The following is an 18,080-nucleotide window of genomic DNA, read 5'->3' as shown; positions in this document are numbered from 1 at the left end:
TTCTTTCTTTTCATCATTAACAGTAATAGCCACCATTGTAGCCTTGGTTGTTGCCTGAGTATGCTGTTCCAATAATAATTAACAAAATAAATAACACAACTAATAACGCAAAGCCCGCTGAGCCAAAGCTTTGATTACAATCATGCTCACAACATTCTTTACCCATGTGTATAACCTCCTCTATCTGGACTACTTTAACTTATGCACGTTTATCCAGATTGGGAAGGCGAATGACCATATTTTTAAGAAAATACATTTGTTTTCGTTTTTTATTTGTCCTTTTTACGTATTAAAGATATTCCTTCACGTCATAAATTTTCCCGTTTTCAATGTTGTCATCCATTAAAATATCAATTAAAACGCCACCTATCATATCAGCGTCCTTGAGTTGATTATTTTCTTTTAACGCACGGAAACTTTCTACATCTTTAAATGCACCTGGTGTACTGGAACGGATGATTTCCTGCATTCCTGTATCCATCACACCCGGGCTGAAGGCAATCACTTTATGCCCTGTTTTCTCCTGTTCCATCGCAACGGTTTTCGTATACATATTCATACTGGCTTTAGTAGAACAATAAACACTCCATCCGTATTTCGGCTTTTCAGCTGCCCCTGAAGTTACGATTGCGGTAAGAAGCTGCACATGATGCTCTGTCGCTTTTTTTAAGAAATGATTGGTTAAATACATTGGTGCAACTGTATTTACTTGAATTTGTTTCATTAATCCATCCATATCTATATTTTCGGCACGATCAATCGGATCCACTAATCCGGCATTATTAATGACATACAGTTTCGATACGTTTTCTTTAAATAAAAAGTCATCCAGATTGTTACATGCAGTTTGTATAGAATCTTTTTCGGATAAATCACATGCAATGAAATAATAATGCGCATTATTTTCTTTGGCATAGTCATATAGCTTGGTATTATCTGTGCGGGAAATACCCACTACATTAATCCCTGACTCTAAAAATAGCTTTGCAACCGATGCTCCTAAGCCCTTTGATGCTCCTGTAATGATTGCTGTCTCCATAAACACTTCTCCTCTCCCGATTTAAACATATTACCCTATTCCCTTTTTTCTTATTTATCATGCACCACGAAAAATTTGTTCTGTCTGATCGAACTTTTTTATTGATTCATTTCAACCGCATCGAATATCCTGCTAGCGGAGGAAAAATACGGAGACTCCTGTGGGAATGCGTAGTGGGAAGACCCCGCAGGGAAAAAGTGGTCTTCTTTTTACCGAGGAGGCTGAGCTCAAGCCCACGGAAAGCGCAGTATTTTTCCGTAGCGGTCATCTTACACGTTACCTTCTCATCTTTGTCAATAGATGTATGGAAGAAACAATCAACCCCTGTTCCGATGGAGGTTACTTTTTAAAGTACGAAAGTGGTGTTAGAAAAAACGTCACAAATATCCCAACATAACTTCATTGGTTCCATCAATAAAAAAAGATCAGTCTCAATGAACACCTACTCCTTGAAACTGATCTTTTTTCATCTGTCTTAAAAGGATAATTTACTTTATAACTCTGTCCAATAATAAGCCAATGTTTCCATTCCTTTTGCAAAGCTATCTAATGGAAAGCTTTCATTTGGCGAATGCAGACGATCTTCTGGTGTACCAAAACCGAGCAGTACAATTGGATATTGGTACGCAGCCTCCAACCATTCAACAACAGGAATGGATCCGCCCATTCTCAGAAAGACCGTTTCTTTTCCAAATGCTTTTGTATAGCTTTTCGCAGCTTTTTTAATTAATGGATGATCCGGTTCGACCTTGTAAGCTTTAGCAGAGAGCTTTTCTTTTGTAATATCCACATGTACGCCTGCCGGAGCAAATTTCTCGACATGTTTCACTAATTTATCCTGTACATCTTGCGGATCTTGACCAGGGACAAGCCGTGAAGTAAGTTTTGCCGTTGCGGTGGAAGGAATAATGGTCTTTGTTCCTTTTCCTTGATAACCGCCATACAGTCCATTTACTTCCAATGTTGGTCTGCCCATGGTATGTTCTTTTGCTGTATATCCTTTTTCAGAGACGGTTTCCGGGATATTTGTTGCTTGAACAAAATCTTCCCCAGGAGCTTTTTCCATCAGCTCTCTTTCATCTGGTGTCAAGTCCTCTACTCCATCGTAAAAACCATCTACTGTGATGACTTCATTCTCATCTTTCATGGATGCAAGCAAGTGGCTCATCGCCATTAAAGGATTTCGAACTGCACCGCCATACATACCGGAATGAAGGTCATGATCCGGTCCAGTTAAGGTAATTTCGATCCCCGTGAAACCTTTTAAACCATATAAAATAGTCGGCTGATTTTTCTCAGCCATCCCGGAATCAGAAATAACTGCAAAATCAGCTGCAAATTGATCTTTCTTTTCTTGCAGCAGCTCATAAAGGTTTTCACTGCCAATTTCTTCTTCTCCTTCAATACAAACCTTTACATTCATCGGCAGTTTTCCTTCCGTTTTTAAGAAAGCTTCAAAAACGGCAAGATGCATGAATACTTGTCCTTTATCGTCACTTGAACCGCGGGCATAGATTCTTCCATCGCGTACTTCGGCCTGAAATGGCTGACTTTCCCATTGTTCAATCGGATCAACCGGCTGCACATCATAATGGCCATAAAGCAAAACAGTCGGAGCATCCGGGCCTGCTTTTGTGTATTCTGCAAAAATGAGCGGGTGCCCTTTTGTTTCCATTTTTTCTACATTTTCAAATCCTAATTCGTTTAAGTATTCCGTTAAAAAATCTGCAGCACGTCCAATATCTTCTTTATGTGCTGGATCCGTACTTACACTTGGAATAGCTAAAAAGTCATATAATTTTTGTAATAGCGCGTCGTGATTGTCTTTCAGATAAGCAATTGCCTTATCACTCATAGTGCTTATTCCTCCTTCAACTTGGATACATGCAGCTCCTCACCGGAATGCTTTATTAAAATACTTCATGCCATGTATCTTTATACTTTAGCATGTCTTCAGCAATTTCTTTTGCCCCTTCCAGGCTGTGATTTGCTGCCCAGCCACATTGCACTTCATTGCATGCAGGGACTTCTGTTGCCGTTAATACATCTTTTAATGTTTTCTCCACCATATCGAGTACTTCGTCGTAATTATCTTGATTCATTAAAGAAAGATAAAAACCGGTCTGGCATCCCATTGGGCCGATATCCAATACAGCATCCGAGTGATTACGGATATTTTCCGCCATTAAATGCTCTAAAGAGTGCAGTCCATCCATTTCCATATGGTCTTTGTTAGGCTGATTAAAACGGATATCATATTTATGCACTTTATCGCCATGTGCGCCTTCCGTTACGCCTACAAGCCGTACATAAGGAGCCTTTACTTTTGTATGATCTAAATTAAAACTTTCTACATTCATTTTTTGAGCCATGTTGTTCAACTCCCCTTCTCTTTATACTTTGATTGGCATGGTATCTTTTTTTATCATACATGAAAAAATTATGTAAGAAAAGCAGAGTGCGTTGACAGCATGTTGGATGCTATTTTTTTCCTTTTCAACTTTTGACCAAAATAAAAATCCAATTTCTCACTAAAAAGCAGAAAGAAATTGGATTCCATCAAATGACCTTAGAAAATTTTTTTTGCTGGGAGAGCAATCTCAACCCTCAAGAAAAATATATGCGTTATATAACGTCATTTATTTGGCATCCGGGAAAACACGATCAATCATGCTGCCGATTTGGTCAAAGAAACCTTCAACCGGGTTGCCATTATCCATATCATTGACATATTTGTCAGCTAAGTCCAAGAAGTCTGGATTCGATGTGACATAAACATGGTCAATGGATGAATCAACAGAGCGTACAATATCTGCAATCTCATCTTTTACGTCATCCGTGATTTCCATATTGCTGTCATTTCTCGCATTATCGTCATTATCGATATCCAAATTTGCTCCTACATATGCATTATTTTCTGTTGTTAATACATACGCATGGTCGATGTTGTCCATTTTATCCGTAATTTTTTCAGCTGCTTCTTTGGATACATTGTATTCCGCATCTGTATTACGATCCGCATCTCTTTCTAACATATGATCGCGATTTTGGTTTCGGTCACCATCTCTGTTACCATCATTGATGTTTTGACCTTCATAACGTGTCGGCTCTACATTTCCATCCGTGTTATTCGGATTGGCATCCTCATTATTATCCGTATTTTGACAAGCAACTAAGACCATCATAAGAACGGTTAAAACCGTAAACAAACGTAATTTCATTTTCATTCCTCCTTAACCTGTTTGCCTTTATTATGGATAAACAGTCAAAGGATTATGCATGAAGAATACGTTAATTTATGGAAATAACACCATGAAAGTTGCAGACATATTTACGTAACAATGGAGAAGCTATACTTAAGGAACATCACATTGCACTGCAATTGGTCATTCTCCTTCGATTCCTGCCAAATTCCTTCTTGATAAAGGAGTGAAATTGTTGATACCTGACTACGATAAAGCATTATACTACACCATATGGGGACAGTGGGATAACTTATTCATATTAATGTCACGGACAGATGATGATTTACTCGCCAAAAAAATTGAGTACTTCCTTTATGCTTATCATCATTCCACAAACCAAAAACATGTCAATCAATCGCATGATACACTGCTCTATTATTTAGAACATGCCTTGCAAATCAGCAGTCCATGGATGTATGAATTAGAATTAGAATAAGCCCCATGCTGATGAAGCAGATGCCAGTCGAAAACAGGCTTGTATCTGCTCATACAGCCCTTCCATTCCAATCCGGTTATTTATTTAAATGTCTGTTTGCATTCGGACAGGGAGGAAACTGTCTGTCCTTCTTACTTTAAATGATCTAAGTTAAATCAACCCGTTGATTTTCTTTTTCATCAGAATCTTCATCCGTTCATTCGTTATCTTCCATCTCCACCGGCTTTTTCTCTGGTTCTATAGAACGACCCGCATCTGAGTCAGACGCTTCTTCACCATAAAAAGAATCAATAATTGCACGATCATCCGGGTCTGTGATTTCTAAATGCGTTTGTTCTATATCAACAGAATGGTTTTCCAATTCTGCCGCCATTACTTCATTCATTGATTGATGATTGTTTTGTGCAATTTCTCGGACTTCATCAGGAATCTCCAGCGTTGCGACATCCCAATCAGAAAGCGTTTCTATGTAAGTATTGATTTGCGAGATTAAGCTATCTGGGTTGTCATCCTGATTTTGACAACTAACGCCTACAATCATCGTTTTATCCGCTGCTAAACCCTGGTCTTCACTTTCACGAATAATGTCTGTTAAAACGGAGTTGACAGTCCGGTTTTGGATACTGCTTACTTCTTCTATCAGCTGATCTGCAGAGTCATTTAATGCATGGATATTTGTAACCACAAAATCATCATTTAATTCTAATTCAATACTGGGATTTATATCAATAGCAACATAGGCGTCCGTTGCAGAGTTATTCGTCCCGTAAAACAGAGAAAAGCCGAAAATAAATAATGCCAGAAGAACAATGGCTGACAATCTTACAGCTAAGGGCGTTTTATCCCAATAGCTTTTCCATCCGGCTTTTTCCGATACAGACTGAAAAATAACTTCATCTCCCTGATCCGCATATGTTGTTAAAATAATTCCCTTTTCAAAACTGCCATCTTTCGTAAGTAAAATGGCATATTTGCGATGGATTTCCATCACAATTCCTTTTTTCATTCTTTCACATCCTTGAGGTAATCCTTAAGGTAGTCCTTAAGATAAGCATATTCACTGCTCAGCACAATAAAGATAGCTATAATAAATTTGCGATTCCGCTCTAATGTTTTTTTACTTACTTCTACTTTCATTAATAACTTTTTAATCGGCAGCTTCTTTTTGCGCTGAACATACGCGCTCAGCTGGTTGTCCTGGTATAAAGCATAAGCTACCTGTACAGCAGATTCCCTGGCATCTTTATGTTTAGGAGAAGCCTTGGTAAGCTCTTCCATCGTCAGCCGGTATGCATTTAATTTTTCTTGGAATAACATGATTTCTTCCCGTCTTTTGGCATTCTCCGCTTCTATTTGATGTTTTTCTTTTGCCGCAGCAATAATAAGCGGATTTTCCATCTGTTCTTCTTCGTTGATTTCATCTAAAGATAACAGATTCGGGCGCTTTTGATGATAACGAATATAATCGATTACTTTTCGTTTCACAACAAGTTTGGCAAAGGATAAAAAAGAACTTCCTTTATCCGGTTCAAAAGAGAAAATGGCATCATTAAAAGCCATTAAGCCAATACTGAATTCATCATCCTTTTTAGGGTCAATATATCGTTTACAAACTTCCGAAACACATTTGGCAATAAACGGCTTATATGTTTGCAGGATTTCATTTTGTAATACGATATCACCTTCCTGAATGGCTTCAATTTTTTCTTCAATAGGGGTATCTGTTAATTGTTTCGTCATCATCATTTCATAACTCCCCCAAACATTATATAATTCGAAATCCTATTTATTTTTTCGGGTTTAAAATGTATATTTAAAAAATCTGTCGTTGTATTTATTATTTTCATATCAAATAATCTCCATTTTTGTCGTTCTTGTTGGTTAGGTTCATTCACTTCAATGAACTTTTTTTCATAGCAATAAAAATCATTTTATTGGTTATATATGCAGACTTTTTTAGTCTCTACAGTTAATACTACCCTATATCCGGCAACGTTACTATCACAAATGAATAACATTTCATTTAAATTAATATGACGAAAAATAGTTTTTTGTAAAACACACCCGAAAAAGATAGGATTTTGTAAAAAATATTACGAGAAGAAAACAAATAGGCTATATAAAAAGCATTCCATCCTTACCTCTGCAATGGTCAAGATGAAATGCCAAACGCTGCTGTTTATTTTTAATAAACTTATTTATACATGATTTACATGACGGAATACTTCTTCATTACTTTTTAACGACGTCACTTGTTCTAAACTTTCCACAGAATCGTCTATATACAGATCTTTTTCAAACCAATCTACGGATGTAACCTGATTCGTGTGGTATAAATATAAATTATTTTCCACGTAACTTTCATTGCTGTTTACTACAAGATAGTGGATTTTTCCCTGCTTTGTTAAAATAACATTATCCATGATACCAATTTTTCCGTCAGTTGCATGGACTTTAAATGTCATCAATTCATCCATACTTCTTAAATTATCATTTGAGCTTTCCGGTGCAGCCAAATCCGGTTCTGGAGGCACATTTTTATTTTCAAGTTCGCCATTCCCGGTTGTTACCGGACCGTGATCGGAATCTAATACTGCATTTTCCTTATAGCTGTTCCAGCCAAAATAATCTAACACAGCTTCTTGATAAGCAAAAATATAATCATTATCATCTATCGGTGCTTTCGGGCTGTCACGGATGGTTTCCTTATCTCTAGCTACCTTTATATAGCCTTCTTCCAAATTAATTTCTTCTTGCACATGATAAGGTAACAGGACTTTCTTTCCTGGCAGCCATTTTCTTGTATCCACAATAATAAATCGTAATTCCCAATTGTCATTAAAATATAAATCTTTTACTTTACCTATTTCTCCATCTGTCGCATGTATCGTTAAATTTGTTAATGTTGAACTGAGAAACATGTAAACCCCCCCTAAAAAAGGTCTTACTATTCCATACCCTTTTAACAGCAAATTAAACGGCTCTATCTTATTTGTTATTCATTTGTAAAATAACGAATAGGTACATACAGGCCAACATTTCCATATTCCTCATGGTCCAATGTTGCAAAAATCACACCAATGACATTTCCTTCCTCATTTATAACTGGACTACCGCTATTTCCGCGATATACAGGTGCCCTAATCATCATAACTTCTTTGTCCCAGCCGGAAAGTTGCAGCGGACTTAATATGGTTCCCTCATTGGCAATTCCGTTAAAAAATAAGGGGTTACCTATGAAACGGATATAATCTCCATGTTCTGCAGAAGCTGTTTCATCCAATGGAAGCGACGGGAGGTTTTCTCCTTCTACCTCTACTACTGCTAAATCTATCTCAGGCATTTCTTCAACGACCTCCCCTTGAAATAAACCTTCTTCCGGAAAAGCCACGGTTACTGTCGGGTCGTCCTCAATAACATGCTGATTGGTTAAAATCGTGCCTTCTTCAGAAATAGAAAACCCTGTTCCTTTTCCATCATTTGTTTCAATCGCAACGACAGCTTCTTTATATGCTGCTACTTGTTCATCTTGGGAGAGGCGACTGGATGCTTGAAGAAAATCAATAGCAGGAACCGAAATCACTCTCGGAAATAGGGAAAGAACATAAAAAGCCATCGCAACAGCAATCAGAATAGCAATCATCTTTGAGAATCGCCGTTTCGGTTTTGGTTCCTTTTCCTCTGTGCGCGCTCTTTCCAATGCATCTGCTTTTGCTTGCATCACCAGTTCATCTATTTCTTCTTCATCAAAATCTTCCATTAAATCTTCGTCTATATGTTTTTTTCTATCCTGATGGTTCTCTTGATCTTTCAACATCCCCCCCCCTTTCTTCATTAACATATCCTGTGTTTATTTTAACAAATATCCATAAAAGCAGCCTTTCTTTAAGTTTTTAACGAATTTCTCCATTTTATTTATTTTCATATTTTGCATTTAATGCTATTATTTTTATTTAAAGGAGATGAAAGTGATGAATTTAGATCAACTATTAGATTTCAATGAAAAATTTGTAGACAGTAAAGGCTATGAGGCTTATACAACGGACAAGTTCCCGAATAAACGAATGGTTATTTTCACTTGCATGGACACACGCTTGGTAGAATTACTCCCTAAAGCATTAAACATCCGTAATGGGGACGTGAAAATGGTTAAAAATGCCGGCGCTATTATCCGAAAGCCTTTTGATAGTATTATGAAAAGTTTATTAGTAGCTATTTATAGTTTAAAAGCAGAAGAAGTTGTTGTTATCGGACATCACGGCTGTGGAATGTCCAATGTAGACACAGAAGCATTACAGCAAACCATGCTCGACCGTGGAATAACAGAAGAAACCTTACATACCTTGGAGCATTCCGGTATTAACCTTCATAAAGAGTTCCATGGTTTTGAAAAAATTGAGGACTCTGTGACTCAGAGCGTAGGAATTATTCGTAATCACCCGCTGCTTCCCAATGAAATAAAAGTTCACGGGCTGGTCATTGATCCGGAAACAGGGAAATTAGACGTCGTTACCAGAGAAGACTAACTCCCATACTAAACAAAGGACCTGCAACCCTTTAATAGAGCTGTGCAGGTCCTTTTTCTTAGCTTGAACATTATTTTTTTTGAATAGATGCAATGATTTCGATTACTTTATTTTTCGATTCTTCACTCTTATATTTTTTCATTTCATCCAGCATAACAGGTGCTGCTTTTTTTAATGCGCCCGCTTCCTGAATCAGTTTTTCTGTTGTTAATGTTTCTTCTTCAACCACTTTGGCATAATTTTTTTCTTTAAAAGAATTGGCATTAATAATCTGATCCCCTCTGCTTGCACCACGAGAAAGTGGAATTAACAGCATCGGTTTTTGTAAAGCCAAAAATTCAAATATCGCGTTGGAACCGGCACGGGATACCACAAAATCGGTTGCCGCAAAAATATCTTTTAATTCCTCATGCACATATTCAAACTGCGCATATCCCGGCATACGAAGGGAAGCATCTACTTTTCCGCTTCCACAGATATGAATAATTTCAAATTCTTTTAATAAGTCATCTAATGCCTCACGGATTGTTGCATTGATTTTTTCCGATCCGCCGCTTCCGCCCATAATTAATAGAACAGGCTTTTCCCCTGAAATTTGCGCATACGCTAATCCAGCCTTTTTATCTCCTGTAAATAATTCATCACGAATCACCGCACCAACGTAAGCTGCCTTCTTTTCCGGCAGATACTTCATTGTTTCCGGGAATGTCGCCAGAACTTTTTTTGTAAATGGGATGGAAAGCTTATTCGCCAAACCAGGAGTGAAATCAGACTCGTGAATAACAGATGGAATCCCTCTCAATTTTGCTGCTGCAACAACCGGTACAGATACAAATCCACCTTTTGAAAAAACCGCCGCTGGTTTTTTCCCTTTTCCTAAAATACGAAAAGCTTGCATCGTTCCTTTTAAAACTTTAAATGGATCTTTAAAGTTTTCTTTGGACATGTAACGGCGCAGTTTTCCAGTTGATACCGAATGATAGGTTACGCCATCCAATTTTTCAATCAAATTTCTTTCGATGCCTTCATAGGAACCAATGTAATCCACATTATAACCCTGTTCCTGATAATATGGTATAAGTGCTAAATTAACAATGACATGACCGGCAGTCCCACCGCCAGTAAATACAATACGTTTTTTATTTCGTTTCTCCATGGACCAATTCATCCTTTCCCAAATCATTATATCAGCGTATAATTACCATTGCACCTATTAATTTAACGAAAAAAAGAATTACTAAATGTCAGGAAGATGAAAGATGTACGAAACAAGCAATCGAAGACAGAAAATCAAGCTCTTTATTATCATCATGCTGCCGATTCTTGTAACACAAGTCAGCATGAATTTGATGAATTTTTTTGATACCGTGATGTCGGGCCAATCAAGTGCCGTTGATTTAGCTGGTGTTGCAATTGGGTCCAGCCTTTGGGTACCTATTTTGACGGCGGTTAATGGTGTGGTTCTTGCGATTACGCCAATTATTGCCCAACTTATCGGCGCCAAAAAGAAAGAAGACATTCCGCAAGTAATCCAACAGGGAATGTATCTATCTATTGGTTTGTCCTGCCTTATTCTCATTGGCGGCTTTTTTGTTTTAGAGCCGGTATTACAGCTCATGAGTTTGGAGCAAGATGTACATTATATTGCAAAATATTACTTAGTTTCACTGGCTACAGGGATTATCCCTTTATTCCTTTTCCACACTATCCGGAGTTTTATGGATGGATTGGGGCAAACACGAGCTTCCATGATTATTATCTTAATATCCTTGCCAATCAATGCATTCTTGAACTATATCTTTATTTTTGGCAAGTTAGGAATACCGGCGTTTGGCGGAATTGGAGCAGGTATCGCGACAAGCGTTACATATTGGATTGTCAGCATTATTTCTATATATATGATACATCGGGTTGCTCCTTTTAAAACCTATCGAGTCTTTAAAGTGTTTGTGAAACCAAAACTTTCTTATTGGATCAGTCAATTAAAAATTGGGATGCCCATCGGACTTGCTATGTTTTTTGAAACAAGTATTTTTTCAGTTGTCACGATGATGATGAGTAACTATGATACCAACACAATCGCTGCCCACCAAGCAGCAATGAACTTTGCAGGGTTGTTATATATGCTCCCATTAAGTGTCGGGATGGCTCTGACGATTGCTGTCGGATTTGAAGTAGGTGCTAAACGTTTTCAAGATGCCCGTTCTTACACTTATCTTGGAATCATGGGCGGCATTATAATCGCTGTTTTTATCGGGATTATTTTATTCCTATTTGATGGAACCGTTGCACGTTTATATCACACCAATCCGGAAGTGATTGCATTAACCAAACAATTTATTCTGTTTGCGATTTTTTATCAGCTTGCAGATGCTATCGGTGCCCCGATTCAAGGTGCTTTAAGAGGATATAAAGATGTAAATGTAACCCTTGTTCTTGCATTAATCTCTTATTGGATTATCGGTCTGCCGGTTGGATTTTTATTTGCAAACTATACCAATTTAGAGGCTTTCGGCTACTGGATTGGCATTATTGTCGGTTTGAGCGCAGGCGCTCTTGCTCTCCTGCTACGTTTACAATACATTCAACGTAAAGTTAAGCGAAATAATCAGGTAACAAGCAGCTAGAAATGGCTTATCCGTATACTAAAAAGCACCATGAATCAACTTGAATGATTCATGGTGCTTTTACGTTATTTTATAAGAATAAACCAGCAATTGTTGCGGAAAGGATGGATACTAAAATCGAACCTGCCAGCAACTTCATGCCAAATTTGGAAACAATCACAGCTTTGGCACTATCAATTCCTTTCACCGTACCTGCAATAATACCGATCGATGAGAAATTAGCAAAGCTTGTTAAGAATACTGTTACAATACCGACTGTTTTTTCAGAAAGCTGTTCGGTTAAAGGCTCGAACAACGACATGGCTACAAATTCATTGGTAACAATTTTGGTACCCATGATACTACCGGCTTCCAATACTTCCCCGGGAGCAATCCCCATCAGGATTCCAATCGGATAAAAGATATAACCAAGAATTTCTTCTATTGTAACTCCTGCAAATATCAATTGGATAACCCAGTTTACAAGTTCCAATGATGCGATGAAAGCCATTAACATTGCGGCTACAATTAGAGCAATCTTTCCACCTTCCAGTGCACCATTTCCCATTGCTTCAAAAATACTTTTGTCACTGCTGACATCCTTAATATCTACTTTATCTTCTTCTTTAGGAACATGAACTGGTGCGATAATCGTTGAAATCATTAAACAGCTGAGCATATTTAATGGCAACGCCACTAAAATATATTCTTCCGGAAGCATCAGCATATATGAACCAACAATGGACGCAGAGACCGAACTCATAGCAGATGCACTGATAATATAAAGACGATTTTCTGTTAAATGATGAAACTGAGAACGAATAGCAATCAATGCTTCAGACTGACCAAAGAAAATACTGTTGACGCCGTTAAATGATTCAATTCTCGGTAATCCGGTAATTTTTGAAATCGCTGCACCAATATATTTAATAATTAGCGGAAGAATCTTTAAATAAGTTAATACGGAAAGCAAAGTGGAGAAAAAGATGATTAACAGAAGGACGTTAAAGAAAAATACGCCTCCCTCATCCAATACAAATCCATTCACGACAAAACCGATTCCTTCTTGACCAAATTCAATTAACTTATTAAAGGCGCTTGCTATCCCTGTAATAATTTGTTGTCCCATGTTTGTTGAAAACATAAACCAGGTAATCAGTAACTGTAAAACCAGCATGACACCGACACCTTTAAAGTTAATTCTTTTCTTATCGTTTGACATGAGGAACGCTAAACCAAATGTAATAATAATTGCCAGAATCCCTAAGAGAATGTCCAAATTGTTACCTCCTTATAAAGCGCTTTTTTTATTTTCAGAAAAATAAACTGCATTGCAAATGAATGAGTATTCATTTATGTACAAATGTATTTTCAGGAAATAAACATCCTACTCATTTCCCTACTTAAACAAGTTGTTCCTTCAAATACAATCATATTCGACATAGAAAAGAATTTCAATACTCTCAAAAAGAATTAATTATTAAAATAATTTCCAATACAGGAAATTAATTAATTTTTATTTCCATAAGCGCGTAATATCAAAATAAATGAAATAACTTTTGATGAAAAAAGCCTTGATACGAGCGTTGTATCAAGGCTTTTTCTTTCAACTCTTAACCTTCCAGTAATAAATCATATGGATCTTCAAGCATTTCTTTAATCCGAACTAAGAATTGAACTGCTTCTTTTCCATCAACAATACGATGGTCATAAGACAAAGCAATATACATCATCGGACGGACTTCAATGGAATCATCAGGCATAGCCATTGGACGTTTGATAATATTATGCATCCCTAAAATACCGACTTGCGGCGCGTTTAGAATTGGCGTGGACATCATGGAACCAAACGTACCACCATTGGTAATTGTAAATGAGCCGCCTTGTAAATCGTTTAAGGACAATTTATTATCACGAGCTTTTGTACCTAAATCAACGATGTCTTGTTCAATTCCTGCGAAGTCTTTCCGATCGGCATCACGAACAACCGGAACCACAAGACCATCATCTGTGGAAACAGCAATACCGATATCATAGAATTTCTTAAGCACTAATTCATTGCCTTGAATCTCTGCATTAAGAAGCGGGAATTCTTTCAATGCGCCAACAACGGCTTTTGCAAAGAAAGACATAAATCCTAACTTCACGCCATTTTTATCTAAAAATTTATCTTTCCGCTGCTTACGAAGCTCCATGACTGCTGTCATATCTACTTCATTAAATGTTGTTAACATCGCCGTATTATGCTGTACTTCCACAAGATTTTTAGCGATTGTTTGACGGCGGCGTGTCATTTTAACGCGTTCTACCGGTTTATCAAACTCTGTTTTTTCCGTTTTAGGTTCTTCCTTCTTCGCCGGTTTTGATGGCGCCGCGTCTTGCTTCGGTGCATTATTATGTGCTTCTACATCATCCGGACGTACTCTGCCTAGCGGATCACGCGACTGGACTTCACTTAAATCAATTCCCAGTTCGCGGGCACGTTTTCTGGCTGCCGGAGAAGCAATTACATCCCCATTATTTTGTTCAGATGCCGTTTCTTGCTTGCTTTCCTGAGAAGAAGACTGCTGAGGTTCTTCTTTAGGAGATGCTTCCTCTTTTTTATCGGCAGCAGCTTCCTTACTTTCTTCTCCGCCAGAAGATGCTCCAGCTTCTCCATTTTCATCCAGCTTCCCAATCGTATCGCCGACAGAAACATCTTCACCTTCTGTACTGCTGATTTCAGTAATTACACCAGTAAATTCTACGTTTACTTCCACATTTACTTTATCCGTCTCTAATTCTACAATAGCGTCGCCTTTTTCTACCTTATCGCCTTCTTTGACAAGCCATTCCGCTATCGTTCCTTCCGTGATAGATTCCGCCAGTTCAGGTATTTTAATATCTTGCACTTTATTTTCCTCCTTCAAATTCACTCAATGCTTGATCGATAATATATTTATGCGCTGTTTGGTGCACAGTAGGAATACCTCCAGCTGGTGCTGCACGCTTCGGTCTGCTGATAACATGTAATTTTTGATCGTCTTCCAGAAGCTCTCTTAGAAGGTCATCTACAAAATCCCATGCTCCCATGTTTTTTGGCTCTTCCTGTACCCATACAATTTCTTTTAAGTGCGGAAGCTTTTTGATTTCTTCTTGAATTGCTTTTTGCGGGAATGGGTAGATTTGCTCTACTCGCAGCGCGCGAATCCAATCACAATTCTCTTCTGCTTCTTCCATTTCCCCTTCAATATCAACCATAATTTTTCCGCTTCCTAATAACAAGCGTGTTGTTTTTTCCGGATCTGTATCAAAGTATGGCTGTTCACGTAATGTTTTAAATTTACCACTTGTAAACTCTTCTGCACTGGAAGCCATCTTGTAATCTCGGATCAGACTGCTTTTCGGTGTCATCAATATCAATGGACGCGCCTCCGGACGGGAACGCATTGCCGCCTGACGACGAAGCAGATGGAATAACTGCGCAGATGAAGTTACATTCGCTATAATCCAGTTATTTTCTGCAGCCATTTGTAAGAAACGTTCTAACCGTGCACTGGAATGCTCCGGTCCTTGTCCTTCATATCCATGAGGAAGCAATAAGACCATATTGGACTTTTCATCCCATTTGGCTCGCGCGGAAGCGATAAACTGATCAATAATAACTTGTCCGGCATTCGCAAAATCACCAAATTGAGCTTCCCAAATAACCAAGGTGCTTGGTGAGTAAACACTATAGCCGTATTCAAACCCTAGAACAGCAATTTCTGATAACGGGCTATTCCGTACATCGAAGGAGGCCTTTACATCAGATAATCCGTGCATCGGGCTATATTTTTCACCTGTTTCCACATCGTGCAGGACAGCATGACGATGCGCAAAGGTTCCGCGCTCTGTGTCTTGTCCCGTCAAACGAATTGGTGTGCCGTCTTTTAATATAGAGGCAAATGCCAAAGCTTCTCCTGTACCCCAATCCGCTTTATTCCCTTCTTCTAAAGCATTTTCTCTGCGTTTTAAGATTCTTTCTGTTTTCCGGAAACCTTTAAACCCTTCCGGACGTTCCAGCAATTCTTTATTCAATTGCTTTAAAGTCTCTAAATCTACTGCTGTTTCAAATTGATCTAATCTATTAGATAATATCTCCGGCATAGATTTTGGCTGAGGCTCTCCGATTTCACTCTCTGTCATTTCCTTATAAATGTCGGAAAGCTTCTTATCAATTCCCTGCTTGATTTCATCAAATTCTCCGGATTCCAGCAGGTTCCGCTCTTCCATCGCACGCGCAAACAGCGTTGACACAGAAGGATGCTCATCAATTTCACCGTATAATTGCGGCTGCGTCGTTCTCGGCTCATCCATTTCATTATGTCCATAACGGCGGTAACCTACTAAATCAATTAAAATATCTTTGTGGAATTTTTTACGATACTCACAAGCTATTTTAACAGCAGAAATACAGGAAATCGGATCATCAGCACTGACATGAATAACCGGAATTTCAAAACCTTTTGCCAAGTCACTTGCGTAACGGGTTGAACGTCCGTCAACACGATCCGTTGTATAACCAAGCTGGTTATTGGCAATCAGATGGACTGTACCGCCCGTTGTATATCCCGGTAAACCGCTTAGATTCAACGTTTCTGCAACAACACCTTCTCCGATGAAAGCGGCATCTCCATGAATAACAAGCGGCATAGATTTGTTAATATCCCGCGTCGGATAACCGCTTACATCACGTTCATCCTGAGCCGCCCGGGCAAAACCTTCTACTACCGGATTCACAAATTCAAGATGTGACGGATTATGTGCAAGCGTTATTTTTGTATTTACCTTACTTCCGTGTATGACTTCTTTTTCTGCACCTAAGTGATATTTAACGTCTCCGGTCCAGCCATAGGTAATTGCTTTGGAACCTTCTGACGGCATTAATTCCTTATCTCTCGTGTAATTAAATTCGGAAAAAATCTTATCATATGGTTTTTTTAATACGTTTGCGAGTACCGCTAAACGTCCCCGGTGCGCCATTCCAAGCATCACATGTTCGATATTATCTTCATTTGCATATTTAACAAGATAATCAATCATCGGAATCATAGATTCTAATCCTTCAACGGAAAAACGCTTTTGACCAACAAACGTTTTTTGAAGGAATTTTTCAAAACCTTCTACTTCATATAAACGTTTTAAAATATCCACTCTGTCTTCCTGATTCGAATCAAATCTTGCATCGCCTTCTTCAATCAGGTCAAACAACCAGGTACGTTCTTCATCATTATTCACATGATCGTACTCAAACGTAATCGTACCCGTGTAATATTTTTTCAGCAGGTTAATTACATCTAAACCTGTTTCAATTCCTTCTTTTTTACGTTCCCAAATCCATGTTGCAGGGATTTTTTGCAAATCTTCTTCTGTTAAATGATGATGCTTCAAATCCAACATTTTTGACGGAGCACTTTTATACCCGCCGACGGAATAAATATCAGCATCTGTATGACCGTAACGTCGAATAGCCTCAACAAGTTTGGTTGCTGAGGATAATTTAGTCACATCTAAATCTTCTGATACATTCATATTAGAAGTAGTTTGTCCGCTAGCAGGACGAACGGTTTCTTCTCCCGTCAACCAGTCAGGTGCTCCATGTGTATCAAACAATGATTTTATAGAAGATTCGACTTGCTCCGGATCTTCTTTATATAGTTCATACTGTTGTTCTAAATACCCCGCATTTGGTCCGTGAAACTGTCCCCAAAATTGTTCTGCAGACTCTTCATTTCCTGGCACGACTGATACCCCCATTGCATTACTAATCCGTCTTTGAAAACGGTTCAATTTTGTTATAATCATCTTACTTTGTTTACATTAATTAATATACATGATTTTCAAGGCAGTTACAAGGATTCGGCACCGATTCCCGGGGAGAATTCGACATTTTTTATATAAAAGAAAAAATAGAGTCAAAACAGCTTATGCTTTCTTATTTTTCTGATAATAAAGCAACTGATTTGGATTGGTTTACCGCCTTTTTTCAACGTAACATATTTGCTTGGATGTACAAAATAGAAGAATAGTTCACAACATCCGATTTTTCCGTTATAATAAGGGTTAATTACAGAGAATGTTCCAAACAGGTATTACTATTACATAGAAGGAGGAATCCGTTTATGAATTTAGCATTAATCATGGGCGTTATTGTGACTTTTCTTGTTTCTTGCTTCACAGCCGGTTACGAATCAAAACCAGGCGTTC

Annotated in this window: 16 protein-coding genes; 3 read left to right on the top strand and 13 right to left on the bottom strand. The window is 38.2% G+C overall.

Going from position 1 to position 18,080, the window contains the following annotated elements; genetic code table 11:
• Positions 1-16: 16 nt before the first annotated feature.
• The 5 genes from B7E05_RS22685 to B7E05_RS09895 form a co-directional block, all read right to left on the bottom strand.
• On the bottom strand, positions 17-166 hold the full coding sequence (locus tag B7E05_RS22685; RefSeq protein WP_080874045.1) for a YjcZ family sporulation protein: 150 nt from the start codon (positions 164-166) through the stop codon (positions 17-19).
• A 123-nt stretch (positions 167-289) separates the two neighbouring features.
• Positions 290-1,039: a (S)-benzoin forming benzil reductase gene (locus B7E05_RS09915; RefSeq protein WP_080874044.1), complete on the bottom strand. Its 750-nt coding sequence runs from the start codon at positions 1,037-1,039 to the stop codon at positions 290-292.
• 493 nt (positions 1,040-1,532) lie between these two features.
• Positions 1,533-2,894, bottom strand: coding sequence for a dipeptidase (locus tag B7E05_RS09905; RefSeq protein ID WP_080874042.1), 1,362 nt, complete (start codon positions 2,892-2,894; stop codon positions 1,533-1,535).
• 55 nt (positions 2,895-2,949) lie between these two features.
• A complete protein-coding gene (locus tag B7E05_RS09900) occupies positions 2,950-3,411 on the bottom strand; it encodes an S-ribosylhomocysteine lyase (RefSeq protein WP_080874041.1) in 462 nt (153 codons plus the stop codon).
• Between the two features lie 267 nt (positions 3,412-3,678).
• Positions 3,679-4,260, bottom strand: a complete 582-nt coding sequence (locus B7E05_RS09895) for a YhcN/YlaJ family sporulation lipoprotein (RefSeq protein WP_080874040.1) — start codon at positions 4,258-4,260, stop codon at positions 3,679-3,681.
• A gap of 214 nt (positions 4,261-4,474) precedes the next feature.
• On the opposite strand from B7E05_RS09895, the gene B7E05_RS09890 reads away from it, so the two are divergent.
• Positions 4,475-4,720 carry a YhdB family protein gene (locus B7E05_RS09890; RefSeq protein WP_080874039.1) on the top strand — a complete coding sequence of 82 codons (246 nt, stop codon included), beginning with the start codon at positions 4,475-4,477 and terminating at the stop codon, positions 4,718-4,720.
• 196 nt (positions 4,721-4,916) lie between these two features.
• Here B7E05_RS09890 and B7E05_RS09885 read toward each other — a convergent pair whose 3' ends face one another.
• From B7E05_RS09885 to B7E05_RS09870, 4 genes are all read right to left on the bottom strand, one after another.
• The gene (locus tag B7E05_RS09885; protein ID WP_080874038.1) at positions 4,917-5,726 is read right to left on the bottom strand and encodes an anti-sigma-I factor RsgI family protein; all 810 of its coding nucleotides are present in this window, start codon (positions 5,724-5,726) and stop codon (positions 4,917-4,919) included.
• Entirely contained in the window at positions 5,723-6,466 is a 744-nt protein-coding gene (gene sigI, locus B7E05_RS09880; RefSeq protein ID WP_080874037.1) for an RNA polymerase sigma-I factor, read from the bottom strand. Before sigI ends, B7E05_RS09885 begins: the two co-directional genes overlap by 4 nt.
• Positions 6,467-6,918: 452 nt before the next feature.
• Positions 6,919-7,641, bottom strand: a complete 723-nt coding sequence (locus B7E05_RS09875) for a PRC-barrel domain-containing protein (protein WP_080874036.1) — start codon at positions 7,639-7,641, stop codon at positions 6,919-6,921.
• A gap of 74 nt (positions 7,642-7,715) precedes the next feature.
• Positions 7,716-8,534, bottom strand: coding sequence for a S1 family peptidase (locus B7E05_RS09870; RefSeq protein WP_245833055.1), 819 nt, complete (start codon positions 8,532-8,534; stop codon positions 7,716-7,718).
• Between the two features lie 154 nt (positions 8,535-8,688).
• Between B7E05_RS09870 and B7E05_RS09865 the strand changes: the two genes are divergently transcribed.
• Positions 8,689-9,246 (top strand): beta-class carbonic anhydrase, encoded by a 558-nt coding sequence (locus B7E05_RS09865; protein ID WP_179134515.1) that lies wholly within the window; start codon positions 8,689-8,691, stop codon positions 9,244-9,246.
• 70 nt (positions 9,247-9,316) lie between these two features.
• On the opposite strand, the gene B7E05_RS09860 is transcribed toward B7E05_RS09865, so the two are convergent.
• Positions 9,317-10,402, bottom strand: coding sequence for an undecaprenyldiphospho-muramoylpentapeptide beta-N-acetylglucosaminyltransferase (locus B7E05_RS09860; protein ID WP_080874033.1), 1,086 nt, complete (start codon positions 10,400-10,402; stop codon positions 9,317-9,319).
• A gap of 103 nt (positions 10,403-10,505) precedes the next feature.
• On the opposite strand from B7E05_RS09860, the gene B7E05_RS09855 reads away from it, so the two are divergent.
• On the top strand, positions 10,506-11,873 hold the full coding sequence (locus tag B7E05_RS09855; protein WP_080874032.1) for an MATE family efflux transporter: 1,368 nt from the start codon (positions 10,506-10,508) through the stop codon (positions 11,871-11,873).
• Positions 11,874-11,943: 70 nt separating this feature from the next.
• Here B7E05_RS09855 and B7E05_RS09850 read toward each other — a convergent pair whose 3' ends face one another.
• The 3 genes from B7E05_RS09850 to B7E05_RS09840 form a co-directional block, all read right to left on the bottom strand.
• The gene (locus B7E05_RS09850; RefSeq protein ID WP_080874031.1) at positions 11,944-13,131 is read right to left on the bottom strand and encodes a NupC/NupG family nucleoside CNT transporter; all 1,188 of its coding nucleotides are present in this window, start codon (positions 13,129-13,131) and stop codon (positions 11,944-11,946) included.
• 334 nt (positions 13,132-13,465) lie between these two features.
• Positions 13,466-14,743: a 2-oxoglutarate dehydrogenase complex dihydrolipoyllysine-residue succinyltransferase gene (odhB, locus tag B7E05_RS09845; protein ID WP_080874030.1), complete on the bottom strand. Its 1,278-nt coding sequence runs from the start codon at positions 14,741-14,743 to the stop codon at positions 13,466-13,468.
• A 1-nt stretch (position 14,744) separates the two neighbouring features.
• On the bottom strand, positions 14,745-17,615 hold the full coding sequence (locus B7E05_RS09840; protein WP_143833213.1) for a 2-oxoglutarate dehydrogenase E1 component: 2,871 nt from the start codon (positions 17,613-17,615) through the stop codon (positions 14,745-14,747).
• Positions 17,616-18,080 lie beyond the last annotated feature (465 nt).

It is taken from the genome of Oceanobacillus timonensis (genome assembly GCF_900166635.1).
Lineage (GTDB): Bacteria > Bacillota > Bacilli > Bacillales > Amphibacillaceae > Oceanobacillus > Oceanobacillus timonensis.
This window is presented reverse-complemented; position numbering and strand designations above follow the sequence as displayed.

Bases quoted from the DNA above. Each gene is read 5' to 3' on its own strand.
- B7E05_RS22685 (WP_080874045.1), bottom strand. From the start codon at position 166: ATGGGTAAAGAATGTTGTGAGCATGATTGTAATCAAAGCTTTGGCTCA.
- B7E05_RS09915 (WP_080874044.1), bottom strand. From the start codon at position 1,039: ATGGAGACAGCAATCATTACAGGAGCATCAAAGGGCTTAGGAGCATCG.
- B7E05_RS09905 (WP_080874042.1), bottom strand. From the start codon at position 2,894: ATGAGTGATAAGGCAATTGCTTATCTGAAAGACAATCACGACGCGCTA.
- B7E05_RS09900 (WP_080874041.1), bottom strand. From the start codon at position 3,411: ATGGCTCAAAAAATGAATGTAGAAAGTTTTAATTTAGATCATACAAAA.
- B7E05_RS09895 (WP_080874040.1), bottom strand. From the start codon at position 4,260: ATGAAATTACGTTTGTTTACGGTTTTAACCGTTCTTATGATGGTCTTA.
- B7E05_RS09885 (WP_080874038.1), bottom strand. From the start codon at position 5,726: ATGAAAAAAGGAATTGTGATGGAAATCCATCGCAAATATGCCATTTTA.
- sigI (WP_080874037.1), bottom strand. From the start codon at position 6,466: ATGATGATGACGAAACAATTAACAGATACCCCTATTGAAGAAAAAATT.
- B7E05_RS09875 (WP_080874036.1), bottom strand. From the start codon at position 7,641: ATGTTTCTCAGTTCAACATTAACAAATTTAACGATACATGCGACAGAT.
- B7E05_RS09860 (WP_080874033.1), bottom strand. From the start codon at position 10,402: ATGGAGAAACGAAATAAAAAACGTATTGTATTTACTGGCGGTGGGACT.
- B7E05_RS09855 (WP_080874032.1), top strand. From the start codon at position 10,506: ATGTACGAAACAAGCAATCGAAGACAGAAAATCAAGCTCTTTATTATC.